At 72.5% G+C, this 15,126-nt stretch carries 12 protein-coding genes; 8 read left to right on the top strand and 4 right to left on the bottom strand.

Translation table 11 applies throughout. The features are described from left to right. The first annotated feature begins 51 nt into the window (after positions 1–51). Positions 52–648 (top strand): TetR/AcrR family transcriptional regulator, encoded by a 597-nt coding sequence (locus ACWCWD_RS02190; RefSeq protein ID WP_450769526.1) that lies wholly within the window; start codon positions 52–54, stop codon positions 646–648. A gap of 106 nt (positions 649–754) precedes the next feature. Here the strand turns inward: ACWCWD_RS02190 and ACWCWD_RS02195 are convergent, their stop codons facing one another. Genes ACWCWD_RS02195 through ACWCWD_RS02205 form a run of 3 tightly spaced genes read right to left on the bottom strand, consistent with a single transcriptional unit; the run spans position 755 to position 3,400 of the window. After that, positions 755–2,413, bottom strand: coding sequence for a dolichyl-phosphate-mannose--protein mannosyltransferase (locus ACWCWD_RS02195; RefSeq protein WP_450769528.1), 1,659 nt, complete (start codon positions 2,411–2,413; stop codon positions 755–757). A 41-nt stretch (positions 2,414–2,454) separates the two neighbouring features. Continuing rightward, on the bottom strand, positions 2,455–2,817 hold the full coding sequence (locus tag ACWCWD_RS02200; protein ID WP_450769530.1) for a hypothetical protein: 363 nt from the start codon (positions 2,815–2,817) through the stop codon (positions 2,455–2,457). Positions 2,818–2,830: 13 nt separating this feature from the next. Continuing rightward, positions 2,831–3,400: a SigE family RNA polymerase sigma factor gene (locus ACWCWD_RS02205; RefSeq protein ID WP_450769532.1), complete on the bottom strand. Its 570-nt coding sequence runs from the start codon at positions 3,398–3,400 to the stop codon at positions 2,831–2,833. A 506-nt stretch (positions 3,401–3,906) separates the two neighbouring features. Here ACWCWD_RS02205 and ACWCWD_RS02210 point away from each other — a divergent pair. From ACWCWD_RS02210 to ACWCWD_RS02225, 4 genes are all read left to right on the top strand, one after another. Beyond that, entirely contained in the window at positions 3,907–4,269 is a 363-nt protein-coding gene (locus ACWCWD_RS02210) for a WXG100 family type VII secretion target (RefSeq protein WP_450769533.1), read from the top strand. 55 nt (positions 4,270–4,324) lie between these two features. Further along, positions 4,325–4,651 (top strand): WXG100 family type VII secretion target, encoded by a 327-nt coding sequence (locus ACWCWD_RS02215; RefSeq protein ID WP_450769535.1) that lies wholly within the window; start codon positions 4,325–4,327, stop codon positions 4,649–4,651. Positions 4,652–4,895: 244 nt separating this feature from the next. Next, on the top strand, positions 4,896–6,260 hold the full coding sequence (eccD, locus tag ACWCWD_RS02220) for a type VII secretion integral membrane protein EccD (protein WP_450769536.1): 1,365 nt from the start codon (positions 4,896–4,898) through the stop codon (positions 6,258–6,260). Positions 6,261–6,288: 28 nt separating this feature from the next. Continuing rightward, positions 6,289–9,003, top strand: coding sequence for a right-handed parallel beta-helix repeat-containing protein (locus ACWCWD_RS02225; RefSeq protein WP_450769538.1), 2,715 nt, complete (start codon positions 6,289–6,291; stop codon positions 9,001–9,003). A gap of 77 nt (positions 9,004–9,080) precedes the next feature. Here ACWCWD_RS02225 and ACWCWD_RS02230 read toward each other — a convergent pair whose 3' ends face one another. Further along, positions 9,081–9,674, bottom strand: coding sequence for a hypothetical protein (locus tag ACWCWD_RS02230; protein ID WP_450769540.1), 594 nt, complete (start codon positions 9,672–9,674; stop codon positions 9,081–9,083). Positions 9,675–9,850: 176 nt separating this feature from the next. Between ACWCWD_RS02230 and ACWCWD_RS02235 the strand changes: the two genes are divergently transcribed. From ACWCWD_RS02235 to eccCa, 3 genes are all read left to right on the top strand, one after another. Next, a complete protein-coding gene (locus tag ACWCWD_RS02235; protein WP_450769541.1) occupies positions 9,851–10,468 on the top strand; it encodes a WXG100 family type VII secretion target in 618 nt (205 codons plus the stop codon). 72 nt (positions 10,469–10,540) lie between these two features. Continuing rightward, complete coding sequence (locus ACWCWD_RS02240; RefSeq protein WP_450769543.1) at positions 10,541–10,969, top strand: WXG100 family type VII secretion target; 429 nt, start codon at positions 10,541–10,543, stop codon at positions 10,967–10,969. After that, positions 10,970–15,031, top strand: a complete 4,062-nt coding sequence (eccCa, locus tag ACWCWD_RS02245; RefSeq protein ID WP_450769545.1) for a type VII secretion protein EccCa — start codon at positions 10,970–10,972, stop codon at positions 15,029–15,031. The last annotated feature ends 95 nt before the right edge of the window (positions 15,032–15,126 follow it).

A 15,126-nucleotide genomic window follows, 5' to 3' on the forward strand; every position in this document is an offset into this window, starting at 1 on the left:
TCCGGAACAGGTAACCGGAGCAGTGCTCCGCTTGTCAAAGGCAGGTCCGTCATGTCCATCGAGTCACACCCCGACAAACCGCGCGCAGCGCGCACCGACGCGCAGCGCAACCGTGAACGGATCCTGGAAACAGCCGCGCTGGCCGTCGCGGAACAGGGAACCCCGGCCTCCCTGCGGGACATCGCCCGACGCGCCGGCGTCGGCCTCGGCACGCTGTACCGGCACTTCCCGAACCGGGACGCCCTGCTGGAGGCCCTGCTGAGCCAGCGCTTCACCCACCTCGCGGAACGGGCGGACGAACTTGCCGCCACAGCCCCGCCCGAGCGCGCGCTGACTGAATGGCTCTACGAGTTCACCCTCGGCGCGGGCGCCTACCAGGGCTTGCCCGCAACCCTGATGGCCACTCTGAACGATCCGCAGTCACCGCTGCACGCGTGCTGCCTGTCCATGCGTCAGGCCGGCGGCCGGTTGCTGGAGGCCGCTCAGGAATCAGGGAGGGTCAGGCCGGACGTGGCACCCATCGACCTGTTCGCGCTGGCCAACGCCCTCAGCTGGATCGCTGACCAGGCCCCGACGCTCACGGAGCGCCGGGAACACCTCTTCCGCTTGGTGATGGACGGGCTGAGGCCGCGGTCCGATCGGGGCTGATCCACCAGGAATTACGGGACAGCCCTCGGGCGGCTGGACGGTGGCGGCCACACCACGGCCGACGGCGTCCCACCTCCGAGCCCGGCCCTTCGGGTCCGGGCCACGTTCATATCCAGGTGTCGAGCCACATCCTGGCCCGCCAGCCGTCGTACGGGATCGTCTGCCCCGTGTACACCGGGAAGAAGTAGACGAAGTTCCAGACGACGAGCAGGACCACCAGACCGGCGGCCACCGTTCCCCGCAGCCGCCGCCCGCGAGCCGCTCCCGGCGGACCCGCCAGAGCTGCCAGCATCACCGTCACGGCCAGGCACAGGTACGGCACGAAGACGACCGCGTAGAAGGAGAAGACCGTCCGGTCCTGGTACAGGAACCAGGGCAGGTACCCGGCACCCACCGCACACAGCACGGCTCCGCAGCGCCAGTCCCGCCGCAGCGCCCACCGGTACAGCAGGTACCCGAGCGCGCAGCACGCCGACCACCACAGGAGCGGCGTCCCCAGGGCGAGGACCACCTGTGAGCAACTCCCCGCCGGGGGACAGCCGTTCGTCCCGGCCTCCGGCGACACGTAGGAGAACAGCACGGGACGGCCGAGGACCAGCCAGCTCCACGGATTCGACTCGTAGGGGTGAGGGGCGTGCAGTCCCACGTTGAACCGGTACACCCCGTACTCGTAGTGCCACAGGCTGCGGAGCGGGGCCGGAATCCACGACCAGGTGCCGCCGCGGCCGTCCGCCCAATGGCGTCCGTAACCGTCGTCGGACACGAACCAGCCCGTCCAGGTCACCAGATACGTCACGAGGGCGACCGGCACGAGGGAGAGCACCGACCGGCCGAGATCCTTGCGCAGCACCGCGCGCCAGGGGCGGTACGCGCCTGCGACACGGCGGGCGCCGACGTCCCACAGCAGGGTGAGGACCACGAAGAAGGCGAGGAAGTACAGGCCGTTCCACTTGGCCGACGCCGCGAGCCCCAGGAAGACGCCGGCCGCGACCCGCCAGGGACGCACACCCGTCCCGGCCCGTTCGCCGGTCGGCCCGTCGGGGCGCGTCCGGCCCTCCGCGTCGACCGGCAGGGCTGCCGCGAGCCGGGCCCGCGCACGGTCCCGGTCGACGAGCAGGCACCCGAACGCCGCCAGCACGAAGAACATGACGACGAGGTCCAGCAGGGCGTTGCGGCTCATCACGAAGTGCAGCCCGTCCACGGCCAGCAGCGCTCCGGCCAGGCAGCCCAGCCACGTCGAACGGAGCAGGCGGCGGCCGATCCGGCAGAGCATCAGCACCGACAGAGTGCCGAGGACCGCCATCATGAAGCGCCAGCCGAACGGGTTCAGCCCGAACATCCACTCGCCGAGGGCGATCACCCACTTTCCCGCCGGCGGATGCGCGACGAAGACCCCGGTGTCGGAGAGGGGGATCACCTGGGGGTGGCCCAGGATCTGGGGGTCGGAGACCGTACGGTCCGGCCAGCCGCTCTCGTAGCCGTGCCGCAGCAGGGACCAGGCGTCCTTGGCGTAGTACGTCTCGTCGAACACGACCGCCCGCGGGCTGCCCAGATGCCAGAAACGCGTCAGCCCGGCAAGGAGCGCCACGAGCAGCGGCCCGCTCCAGCCGGGACGGCGCGACGCCACCCCGGACAGTCCGAGCGCGCGCCACGGCCACGACGCGGGCTCGGGAAACGGCACGACCAGGCGGTCGCGCACGGACGGCGCCGGGCGCGCGACGTACCCGAACCGCCGCAGCCGCTGCTCCCAGGAGACGGAATCCACCGCTCGTACTCCGGCCGGGCGCACGTCCGCGGGCCCGGCGCTCACTGCACGCCGCCGCTGCCGGGAGCCCGGAGCCCGAAGGGTGCCGCCCGGGCGGTCGAGGTCTCCGTGGGTGCCGTGGGAGCGAGGCGGGCCGTCGACGGTGCGGGGACCGACTCGGCGGACGTGACCGGGCGGGGCAGGGGACCGGTCGGGCCGCCGCCCGCCAGGGAGTTCGACAGGACCGTCAGCGCGACTCCGAGTCCGGCGACGGTCAGCACCGACCCGGTGGCCATCCAGGCGGTCCGGGTCCGCTGCCGGGCGCGCACGGCAACCCGGAGCCGGTGCCGATGACGGTCCTCGAAGGGCGCGTCCTCCCGGCCGTCACGCATCATCCGCGCCAGTTCCTGCTCGAAGTGGTCCATTTTTCCTCCTCCTTCACTCGACCGGTCCGAGCGATCGGACCGGTCCGACCGGTCCGGATGGTTGGACCGTTTCCGCGGCTTCGGCTGCTCCGGCCGCTTCCGCCAGAAGTCGCCGCAGCCGTGCGACGCCGCGTGCTGTCAGCGAACGGGCGGTCCCCACCGGACATCCCAGGGCCTGGGCGACGGAGCCCTCGGGCAGGTCCTGGTAGTAGCGCAGCACCACGGCGGCCCGCTGTCGTGCGGGGAGCAACGCCAACACGGCCTCCAACCTGGTCCGTTCGTCCACGGTTGCCGTCTCGTCCCGAGCCCCGGGCGGATCGGGCAGCGTGTCCACGGGCTGCTCGCCCCACCACCGCCGCCGCGCCGAACGGGCCGCGGCACGGACGAGAATCCGGCGCACGTACGCCTCGGGCGCCTCGTCGGCCACCCTCGGCCAGGCGAACCAGAGCTTGACCAGCGCCTCCTGGAGCAGGTCCTCCGCCCGGTGCCGGTCCCCGCCGGTGAGCAGCCGCGCCAGATGGAGCAGGGCAGGCCAGCGAGCCGTGACGAACCGGTCGAACTCCTCGGCCCTCGATCGCCCCATCGGTCCCGCCCCCCTCACCTCCACGCCGGCTCACCGGCTCCGCCACGACGTCAGTCGGCAGCGGGCGGCACACGTCGACGACCCGTACACCACCGCACGACCGCGGACACGTCCTCCACCACTGACAAAGACACTGGTGCCCGCCTCGCTATGCACCTCCGTCATGTGGCCTGCGTCACAGGGTGCGTGCCCTGCCCGCTCCCGCGCGACGCGGGGTTCGGTGGGACCGTGCGGGGCGGCCGGAGGCGAGGGGCGGGTCGGGGTGCGGGTGGGGTGGGCTTCCGGGTTCGCCGTGCACACATGTTTCTCTGCGTCAGAGCCTGGCCCGACACACGTTAAGATACGTGTGTATGTTGTGGCCCGTGCCCGCCGGAAGGTGTGAGCGCGTGCGGACGGTCCGTCCGGCCCTGTGCCGGCGGGCGAGTGGTGATCGTCATCAAGTTTCTCCGGGGTGGTCGGTGCTCCGTTGCGCCGGCCTCGGTGACCAGTTCAGGAAGGCGGCCGACATGGCGGCGACGGACGGCGGGAATACCGGGTTCACGGGCTCGGACGGGGTGCTCTACCACACGACACCCTCGGAACTGCTGGAGAAGTCCGGCGACATCAGCACCACCCAGCACACCGTGCAGGGTGAACTCGACGCACTGAAGGGCTACGTCCGGAGTCTGGAGGCCGTATGGGGAGGCATCGCCTCCGCCACGTTCCAGGAACTCATGGCCGAATGGGACGCGTACGCGGGGCGGATGCAGAACGCCCTGCTCGGCATCGCCAACGGCCTCTCCAACACCGCCCACAACTACCTCCAGGGCGAGCAGGCGAATGTCACCAACCTCAACAAGGTGAACCTCCCGCCCGCGCGCCTCGGCTGACGGCGACGGGCACACCCACACATCGAACGCACACTTCCCCGTCTGAGGAGTCGAGATGCCCGACATCGAGAGCACACCCATCATCGTCGGCAAGGAACTGGAGGGGGCCCGTGACCACCTCAACGGACAGGCGTCCCACATCATGGACGAACTGCACGCGCTGAGGGGCCGCATCCAGTCGCTGATCGACACGTGGAACGCCCAGTCCGCGACGGAGTACCAGGAACGCATGCACGAGTGGGACCTGGCCGCCGTCGGTCTCTTCGGCAGCGAGGGCGAGGGCGGAGTGCTCGGCGAGATCGCTGCCGCGATGCACGTGAACTGGGGCAACTACGTAGGAGCCGAGGAAGCGAACATCAAGACCTGGGCCTCCACGCACTGACTCGCGGGCGACCGCATCCCGCGCGATCGAGCCCCGGCGACCGACCCGGCACAACCGGATCCCGCGCGTCCGACCCCGGGCGACCGACCCCGGCGTAACCGGCTCCCGGGCGACGGACCCGGCGCAACCGGCTCCCGGGCGACGGACCCGGCACAACCGACTCCCGCGCAACCGACCCCCGCGCGACCGACCCCGGCACGACAGAACCGGCCTCCGGCCGACAAGGCGACAAGGACAACACCCAGTGGAGAATGAACGCTGCCATGTGACGGTGGTGGGAGCGCGGCGACGGGTCGACCTCGCGGTGCCCGCGGAGTCGGCCATCGCCGAATACACCCCGGCCCTGCTCGGGCTCGTGGGACAGGTGGAGTTCGACGAGACCTTCCCTCCGGTCTGGTCGCTCGCGCTGCCCGGTGCGGCGCCGTTCGCACCGGAGACCTCGCTCAGGGAATGCGGTGTCGTCGACGGGACGACGCTGTACCTGCGGGACGCGGCCGCCGGGGAGTCCGACGAGCCCGTCGTCACCGACCTGGAGGAGACCGTCGAGCAGGCGGGCAGGGACAGCAGCGCGTGGGACCGCCGCTCGCGGGCGTACACCACCCTGGTCCTCGGCGTCCTGGCTCTGATCGCGGGCTTCTTCACGCTGGCGTGGCCGGGGGGCCGGGGCGGGGCCGCGCCGGTCACCGGAGCGGCCGCGGTCCTCGTCGCCCTCGGTCTGGTCGCGCTGGTACGGCAGGCCACCCGTCAGGGATGGTCCCTGCCCGCCGGGTTGCGGCTGATCATGGCGCTCTCCGCCGTTCCGCTGCTGGCCGTGGCCGGGGCGACACTGCCCTCGACGTCGAGCACGGGTTCGGTACTGGTCGCCCTCAGCGCGGGCGCCGTGCTCGGAGCGCTCGCCGGACTGTTCGCCGTCCGCCACGCGACGACCCTGGCGGCGGTGGCGATCACCGGACTCGCCCTGCTGCTGACGGTGTGTCTCACCGCCGGAGGGGCCACGTCGCTGGAGGCGTCCGCCGTGGTGGGAGTGGTCGTGCCGGCGGTACTGGGCGCGGCGCCCAGGCTCTCGGGCCACTTCGCCGTGCTCGCCGGACCGGACGTCGCGGGACCGGAGACCGGAGCGGACGCCGACGACGAGGCCGCCGTGCTGAACTTGGTCGAGCGCGGTCGGCGGCTGCTGACCGGCATCAACCTGCTGGCCTCCGCGGTCGCGGCCGGCTGCATGGTCGTGCTGGGCTCGTCGAGCCGGCCGTTCGCGGTCGCGCTGGCCGGCTGCCTCGGACTGGCACTCGTCCTGCGGGCGGGACGGCTGACGATGGCGCCGGCGGTCGTACCGGTGGTGGCCGCGGGGACGGCCGGTCTGGGGGTCACACTCGTCCGGGCCCCGGCCACCTTCGGCGCGCCCGGCTGGACGGGCCCGGCCGCGCTGCTGTTCGTCGCGGTACTCGCCCTCGCCGTCGGACTGGGCCGGGCCTTCCGTGTCGACGGAGCCGACGAGCGTCCCTCCTGGATCGATCCGCTCGCCGGGTTCCTGATGGTGACCTGCGTACCGCTCGCCGTGGGCGTCTTCGGTGTCTACAGCACCCTGATGGACTCGGGACGGACCTCGTGACCGGCTCACCGGACGGGGCGGGCCGCCCGTGAAACGCCATGTACTGCGGGTCGCCGACCGGGGCTGGGGCACCTACCGCACCGTCACCGCCGCGCTCAGGGCGGCCGACGAGGGCGCGGAGATCCGTGTCCAGCCGGGGGAGTACCGGGAGTCGCTGGTCCTGGACCAGGACATCACCGTGGTCGCGGAGAAGGGGCCGGGAACCGTGCGGATCGCGGCCGTGCACGGACCGGCGGTCCGCGTGAACGGCGGCTCGCCCGTACTGCGGGATATGACGGTCGAGGGCGCCCCGGACCGCGGACCCGCGGTCGTCCTTTCCGGCGGCGGCCCGCTCCTGGACCGGTGCGCGGTGGCCGGGGGCCGGATCGAAGTCGTCCGGACCGCCGTCGCCGAGCTGCGTCGGTGCACCGTCGAGGACGCCACCGGCACCGGCGTCCATGTGACCGGCACGGCCCGGGCGGTCGTCGAGGACTGCGTGATCAGGGCGACTCGGGGACACGGACTGACACTGAGCGACGCCGCCCGGGCGGACGTCCGCCGGCTCACCGTGGAACGGGTGACCGGGGCGGGCATCGTGATGGCCGGAGAGTCGGCGGGCACCTTCGACGACTGCACCGTCCGGCACACCGGCGACGCGGCGGTCCTGGTGCATCCCCTCGCCCGCCCCCTGCTGCGCGGCTCCCGGCTGCACGACACCACGGCCCAGGGGCTGCGGGTCGCCGACCCCGCCACTGCGGCGGCCACGACCGCCACCGCGGCCCCGCTCCCGGCGGACGCCGACGCCGCCGAGGCAGGACGGGAAGGGCTGGGCATCCGGCTGGAGAAGTGCGAGATCTTCCGCACCGGGAAGGAAGGCGTCCTGGCGGCGGCGGCAGGCCTGCGGCTGCGGGACTGCCACGTCCGCGAGACGGGCGGGGCGGGAGTGATCGCCTCGGGCACGGGCCGCGTGGAGCTGGAGCGCACCCGGGTGGTCGACGTGCCCGGGACCGGCCTCGCCGCCCTGGACGACGCCGAACTGCACGCGCACGCCACCACCGTGGCCCGTACCGGCGCCAACGGCGTGCACGCCTCGGACCGTTGCACCGTCCGGCTCACCGACTGCGAGATCTCCACCACCACGTACACGGCGCTGAACATCGCCGACGGCGCCCGGGCCGTCCTGCGCGACTGCACCGTGCGGGACAGCGCACAGCACGCGATACGGGTGGAGGGCGCGGCGGTCCTCGTCGCCGAGGACAGCCGGGTGGAGCGGGCCCGCATGACGGGCGTCGACGTCCAGGGGGCGGACGTGGTGCTCCGCCGCTGCGTGATCAGCGGGACCGGCACCGGCGTCCGGCTCGACACCGGCCACCGACCCCTGCTCGACCACTGCGAGGTGCTGCGGCCGACCGGAACCGGCATCGAGATCGCCGCGGCCACCGGTGCGGTGGTGCGCGGCGGGCGGATCGAGGCGCCGGGATCGGCGGGTGTCTTCCTCGACGAGCGCAGCGAGGCCTGGATCGAGGACCTGACCATCTCGGACGCCGGGGGAAGCGGGCTCGTGATCTGGTCCGGGGCCGACCCCCGGGTGCGGTCGGTGACCGTCACCGGCGCCGCGAAGAACGGTCTGTACATCGGCGACGGCGCCCGAGGGCTGCTGGAGGACTGCACCGTCTCCGCGACCGGCTATCCGGCCGTGTACGTGGGCGCGGAGGCGTCCCCGGTGCTGCGGCGCTGTCTGGTGCACGACGTGGACGAGGACCTGTCGCAGGCCGACGGCGCCGCGGCCTGCTTCGAACAGTGCCGCAGCCACGACGTCAAGGCGGCCACCCTGCCGACGGAGGCCGAGAGCCCGGCGGTGGCCGCCGGGCTCACCGCCGCGGGCGTTCCGGCCGGCGCATCCGTAAACGGGGCAGGCACCGCGCCGGACGGGCGGGAGGAGGTCGGCGAGGACCAGCTGCCCGAGCTGCTGGCCGAACTGGAGCGGCTGGTGGGCCTGGACGGCGTCAAGCGCGAAGTGGCCGCCATGGCGAAGCTGATGCGGATGGTGAAGCGGCGTCAGGAGGCCGGACTGCAGCCCCCGCCGCTGAGCCGCCACCTGATCTTCGCGGGCAACCCGGGGACCGGCAAGACCACGGTGGCCCGGCTGTACGGCCGGCTCCTCGCCGCCCTCGGGCTGCTGGCCCGGGGTCACCTGGTGGAGGCCGACCGGAGCGCCCTGGTGGGCGAGTACGTGGGCCACACCGCGCCGAGGACCACCGCGGTCTTCCGGCAGGCGCTGGGCGGCGTGCTCTTCATCGACGAGGCGTACGCCCTGGTCCCCGAGGGGCAGGGCAACGACTTCGGGCAGGAGGCCGTCTCCACCCTGGTCAAGCTGATGGAGGACCACCGGGACGAGGTCGTGGTGATCGCGGCGGGCTATCCGCAGGACATGGAGCGCCTCATCGACTCCAACCCCGGCCTGGCGTCGCGGTTCACCCGCACCCTCCGCTTCGACGACTACTCGTCGGCGGACCTCGTACGGATCGTCGAGTACCAGGCCTCCCAGCACGACTACCGCATCCTCCAGGACACGTCGGCGGCGCTGCTGGCCCACTTCGACTCCATCGAACGGACCGGACGCTTCGGCAACGGACGCACCGCCCGGCAGTCCTTCCAGCGGATGACCGAACAGCACGCCGTGCGCGTCGCCGACCTGGCCGACCCCCGCGACGAGGACCTGACCGTGCTGACACCGGCCGACGTGCCCGCGGCGGTGGCCTGATGCCCCGCCCCGAGCACGTCCGCCGCGCCGACGCCACCCGCGCGTACGGGGTCCTGCGCCTCCGCGGTCACCAGGCCCTACGCCTGCGCGGTGACCGGGCCCGGAGGGTCCGGGAACCGCGCGGCCCGGTCGACGTGGGCGTACGACTGGCCGGCGCTGTTGATCATGGCGACGTAGTTGCCGAGCAGTTCGAGCGCGTTGCTCTGCAGCGCCAGGGCCTTCTGCATCGCCGGGTTGATGTGCTGCGCGAAGTTCTCGCCGATCTCGGCGAGGGTGTTCTGGTCCTCCTTGTCCATGGTGTCCAGGGGCGGGGTGTAGCCGGCGGACGGGTTCGGGTTCAGCCCGGGCGTCGCGGAGACCGGCTGGCTGGTGTGGGAGGGGCCCCAGAACTGGCCGTGCACGGCGGCGTCGACGTGCCCGCGCAGCGTCTCGTAACCGGAGACCGCGCTGCGCCCCTGGGCCAGCAGGGTGTTCTCGGTCGCCCGCACCGCGGCGGCGTCGAAGGCGATCCGGCCGCTGTCGGCCACCTCGTTCGACGACTGCCCGCTCGACTGTCCGCCCGGGTCGGTGTTGAAGCTGGGCGGTGCGTCCCAGCCGACAGCCATGTGCGGGACGAGATTACTGAAATCCTTTCCGGCATCCGGGTCGTCGTTCTGCTGGCCCTCGGCCATGATTTTCTCCCATGCGCTTCATTGACGGCAGGGCCGTCCGGAAGTTTTGGCCGGATGAATTCGGCCGGCGTCAGTCTGGCATATGCGGGTCCGGTGGCGAAAGGTCGATCCGGAATTCTGGATGCCCGATCGAGAATCACATCCCGCTTGACGGAAGAAAGGAGCAGACCCACCCCATGACGACACCGTCCACGGGAAATCCCGACATGATCGCGACACCCCGCGAACCGTTCACCGACGGGGCCGTGCCCGCACTCGACCGGGTGCGGGCGACCGGACAGGCGCCCGCCGCGGACCCGTCGGAAGCCGTCTCGGCGACCGATCGCGTACGCGGGGCGGACGCGTCGGGGACCGGCCACCCGGACGGAGCACACGCCTCCCTGAACGACCGTCACGCGACCGGCCCGAACGGGGCCGGGACGCAGAGCAAGACCGGGAGCAAGACGGAGACCAAGACCGAGACCGGGCACGGATCCTCCGGCGGCTCCCACGGAACCATGTCCGCCGAGGAGTTCCGGGTCGCCCTGGCCCGGCTCAGCGGTGCGATCGGGGTCGTGCGAGCGGAGGGCGGGCACATCGCCGACCTGCTCGGTCAGATCCGCAGCTGCTTCGAATCGGCCCAGAGCTCCTGGCAGAGCCCTTCCGCCGTCAGCTTCGAGACGATGTCGACGTGGTTCACGGATGCCTCGCACGGGCTGGCGGACCTGCTCCAGGACATGGCCCGGCGCATGCAGACCGCCTACGACAACTACGCCGCCGCCGAGACCGCCAACACCCACAACTCCGGAGGCTGACCATGCCCGGCACCATCCACGACTCCGGAGGCCGACCGTGCCCACCGACACCCACGACTCCGGAGGCCGACCATGCCGGACAACGCCGACTACGACATCAGCCCGATACGGATCGACCCGCAGGCGCTCGCCTCGGACAGCGACAGGCTGCTGGCCCTCGCCGGCCAGGTCGGCGATTCGATCAAGAGGATCAGCGACACGGCCGCCGACCTGAAACTGGGATGGGTCTCCAAAAGCGCCGACGAGGCCCAGGCGTTCAACGACCGCTGGAACAGCGTGATGAAGCAGATGTTCGGCGAAAAGGACGGTGACACGGGAGTGCTCCCCGCCATGGCCGGCGGAATTCTCGGAACGGGAATCGCGTACAGCCACCTGGAAAAGGAATTGGAATCGGCCTTTCTCAAATTCTCCAGCGGACTGGCCGACACCAGCAGTGACGGCGGTCAGCCGTCCGACCACACCGGACCCGATTTCCCCATCACTCAGGACTACCCGAACTAAATGACCAGGACAGATTTCCACCGCCCGGCCAGGACATTCCCGCCGTCCGTGCCGGAGACCCGCGTCGCGCTGGCCGCCCCGCCGCAGAAGGCCGCGCCGAACCAGGCCCAGAGCCTCCTCTACATGCTGCTGCCGCTGCTCAGCAGCATCAGCATGGCCGCCTACATGTTCACCTTCGGGCGGCCGTGGCTGATGATGCTCGGCGTCGGCTTCGTGGTCGTCTCCGTCGGGGTCACCTTTCTGGTGAGGACCCAGACCCGGAACGCGAACCGGCGCACCCAGCACCGCCAACGTGACCGCTACCTCGAATACCTCGCCGACATCCGCCGCCAGGCCCGCGCATCGGCCGCCGCGCAGCGCGCGGCCGGCGCCTTCACGCATCCCGGCCCGCACCGCTTGTGGGCCATCGCCACCACCGGCCCCCGCCGGGTGTGGGAACGCCGGCCCTCGGACGCGGACTTCATGAAGCTCCGGCTGGGCATCGGCCGTGGCGCGCCGGCCCTGCACATCGTGCCGGCCGGACACGGCGACCCCACGACGGAGCACGACCCCGAGGCGCACCGCCGCGCGCGGAAGCTCGCCCACGACTTCGAGTCGGTCAGCCTCCAGCCCGCCTGGGTGGACCTGGCGAACACCGGCGTCCTGAGCCTGCTCGGCCCGCCGGAACGCACCGCCGAACTCGCCGGATCGCTCCTCGCACAGCTGGCCGTCCTGCACGCCCCCGACGACGTCAGGATCGCGGCACTCACCCCCGGCGAGGACCACACCTGGTCCTGGGTGAAATGGCTGCCCCACGTCCGACGGCCGGGCGGGGAGGAGCTGGCCCCCATGGTGGCCGCGAGCATGGCAGGCCTCGCCGACCTGCTCCAGGCGCACGTGGACCGCGCACGCGAGGAACGCGCGGAACGCGGCACTTCCCTGGGCCCGCGTCGTTGGACCCGGGCGACGCGCCGTCTGGTGGTGGTCCTCGACGGGTTCCGGCCCGGAGCGGAGTGGGCACGACTCCCGCTGGTGGCCGATCTGCTGGCCGAGGCCGGGCCCGACAGCGGACTGCACGTCGTGTGCCTGGTCACCCGGGAGAGCGAGGAACCCGGCCGGGTCGACGCCCGCGCCCGGGTGGACGCCTCCGGCGGCCTCGTACTGGAGACCCGGCACCCCGCCCTGGTGCACGCGGCCGAGGACGCGACGGCCGACCGGTGCCCGAGGGAACTCGGCGAACAGGTCGCCAGGGCGCTCGCGCCGCTGAGGCTCTCCGGCGAGCAGGAGCAGGTCCTCGCCCGCACGGTCGCACTCTCCGAGATGCTCGGCGTCGCCGACCTCGGCACCTTCGACCCCACCGGACTGTGGCGGGAGCCCGACGACGAGGCGCTGCTCCGGCTGCCGATCGGCTTCACCGGCGACGGCGCCCCCCTGACGCTCGACCTGAAGGAGTCGGCGCTCGGCGGCATCGGCCCGCACGGTCTGGTCGTCGGCGCGACCGGATCGGGCAAGAGCGAACTGCTGCGCACCCTGGTGACCGGCCTGACCATGACCCACGCACCGGAACACCTCTGCTTCGTCCTCGTCGACTTCAAGGGCGGCGCCACCTTCGCCGGAGTGACCGAACTCCCGCACGTCGCAGGCCTCATCACCAATCTCGCCGACGACCTGGCGATGGTGGACCGGGTCCGTACCGCCCTGCAGGGCGAACAGCAGCGCCGCCAGCGGCTGCTGCGTGCCGCGGGCAACGCCGACTCGGTCCGCGAGTACCAGATCCTGCGGGAGAACGGCGGCACGGACGAGGACGGCCGGCCCCTCCCGCCCATGCCGTACCTCATGATCGTCGTCGACGAGTTCGGCGAACTCCTCGCCCAGCGGCCCGACTTCATCGAGCTGTTCGTGCAGATAGGCCGGGTGGGAAGGAGCCTCGGCATGCACCTGCTGCTGGCCACCCAGCGGCTGGACGAGGGGCGCCTGCGCGGTCTGGAGTCCCACCTCTCGTACCGGATCTGCCTGCGCACCTTCAGCGCCCAGGAGAGCAGGGCGGTGATCGGCACGCCCGACGCCTACCGGCTCCCCGCCATCCCCGGCTCCGCCTACCTCAAGGTCGACGAGTCCGTGTACGAACGCTTCCGCGTCGCCCACATCTCCGGCGCCCACCAGGAGGAGGACGAACGCGAGCCGGTGTCCGGACCGCCGCCCGTACCGGTGCCGTTCGGTCTGCGCACGGCCGCGGAGGCCGCCTCGGAGGCGGCCGAGGAGAGCGAGCCGTCCGTGACACCCGCCCGCCCGCTGCCCGGCCGGCGCACCGAGATGCAGGTGGCCGTGGAACGGATCAGCGCCCACGGCACCCCCGTGCACCAGGTGTGGCTGCCGCCGCTGCCCACGGACATCGAACTCGACTCGATGCTCGGCCCGGTCGGGACCGACGACGAACGCGGCTTCCACTCCACCCTGTGGCCCCGAGGGGGCGGCCTGAGCTTCCCCGTCGGCGTGGTGGACCTGCCGAGCCTCCAGCAGCAGAGCGCCGCCCTGCTCGACCTCACCGGCCGGCAGGGCCATCTGATCGTGGTGGGCGCGCCGCAGTCCGGCAAGAGCACGTTCCTGCGCACCGCCATGCTGAGCGCGATGCTCACCCACACCCCCGACGAACTCCAGTTCCTCGGGATCGACTTCGGCGGCGGCAGCCTCGTCGGCCTGGAGCACGCGCCCCACGTCTCCGGCATCACCACCCGGCACGACGAGGTACGCACCCGGCGCGCGCTGGCCGTGGTCCGGCAGCTCGTCGACGACCGTGAGCGGCTCTTCCAGGAGCTGCGCATCGACTCGGCGGCCGACTTCCGGCGGCTGCGGGAGGAGAAGGCCCTGCCCGCCGGGGTGAACGCCGCCGACGTCGTCCTCGTCGTCGACAACTGGGCCGCCCTGCGCTCCGCGGTGGAGGAGGCCGAGGCGGTGGTGCCCGAGATCGCGGTACGCGGCCTCAACGTGGGCGTCCACCTGGTGCTCACCGCCAACCGCTGGGCCGAGGTACGGGCCAACCTCCGCGACACCGTCACCGGCCGGCTGGAGCTGCGCCTGGCCGAACCCGCCGAGTCGGAGATCTCCCGGCCGATGGCGAAGCAGCTGCGGGCCTTCCTGCCCGGCCGTGGCCTGCTGCCGCCCGGCCACGTGTTCCACGCGGCGCTGCCCAGACTGGACGGCTCGGCGACCACCGACAACCTCACCAAGGCCCAGAGTGCCGTGGTCGAGGAGCTGGTCGCCGGCTGGAAGGGCGCCGGCGCGCCCCCGCTGCGCGTACTCGCCGAACAGGTCACCCCCGAGGAGCTGGAGCAGGCGTGCCGGGCTCTCCCCGGCGGCCCGGACGCGCTGACCGCGAGCGCCACGCCCATCGGCATCAGGGAGTCCGACCTGCTCCCCGCGACGCTCGACCTGGAGGCGGACGGACCGCATTTCCTGGTCCACGGCGACTCCGGATCGGGCAAGACCACCTTCCTGCGCTCCTGGATGCGCGCCATGACCAGGCGCCGTTCGGCCTGGGACCTGCGCTTCGTCGTCGTCGACTACCGGCGCGGGCTGCTGGGCGCGGTGCCCGAGGAGTACGTCGGAGCGACGGCCGCGGACCCCGAGTCGGCCGCCGCCTACCTGGAGCAGGTCGTGGAGAAGCTCCGCGAACGGATGCCGCCCGCCGGCATCACGCCGCGCGAGCTGAGGGAACGCAACTGGTGGTCCGGGCCCGAGTTCTACCTCGTCGTGGACGACTACGACCTGGTGGCCGGCGGCGCCGGGGGGCGCGGCCCGCTGACGGCGATCGGGGACTACCTCACCCAGGCCGCAGACCTCGGCCTCCACGTGGTGCTCGCCCGGCGCAACGGCGGGATGAGCCGCTCGACGGCGGACCCGGTGGCGGGCCGTATCCGCGAACTCGGCTCCGGCGGACTGCTGCTGTCCGGCGATCCCCGGGAGGGAGCGGTACTGGCCGACCAGCGCGCCAGACGGCTGCCACCCGGCCGCGGCATCCTCGTCTCCCGCCGCACCGGCTCGCTCCTCGTGCAGACCGTCCACGACACCGCCGACGCCGAGTAGGGGCCCCGGTGCCCGCGGACGACCCCCGTCCCGCGGGCGCCGGACGCGCCCGCCACCCCCTCCCACCAGATGACCGGTGGGCGGCCCCCGCCCGG

Source organism: Streptomyces sp. NPDC001493 (assembly GCF_053597235.1).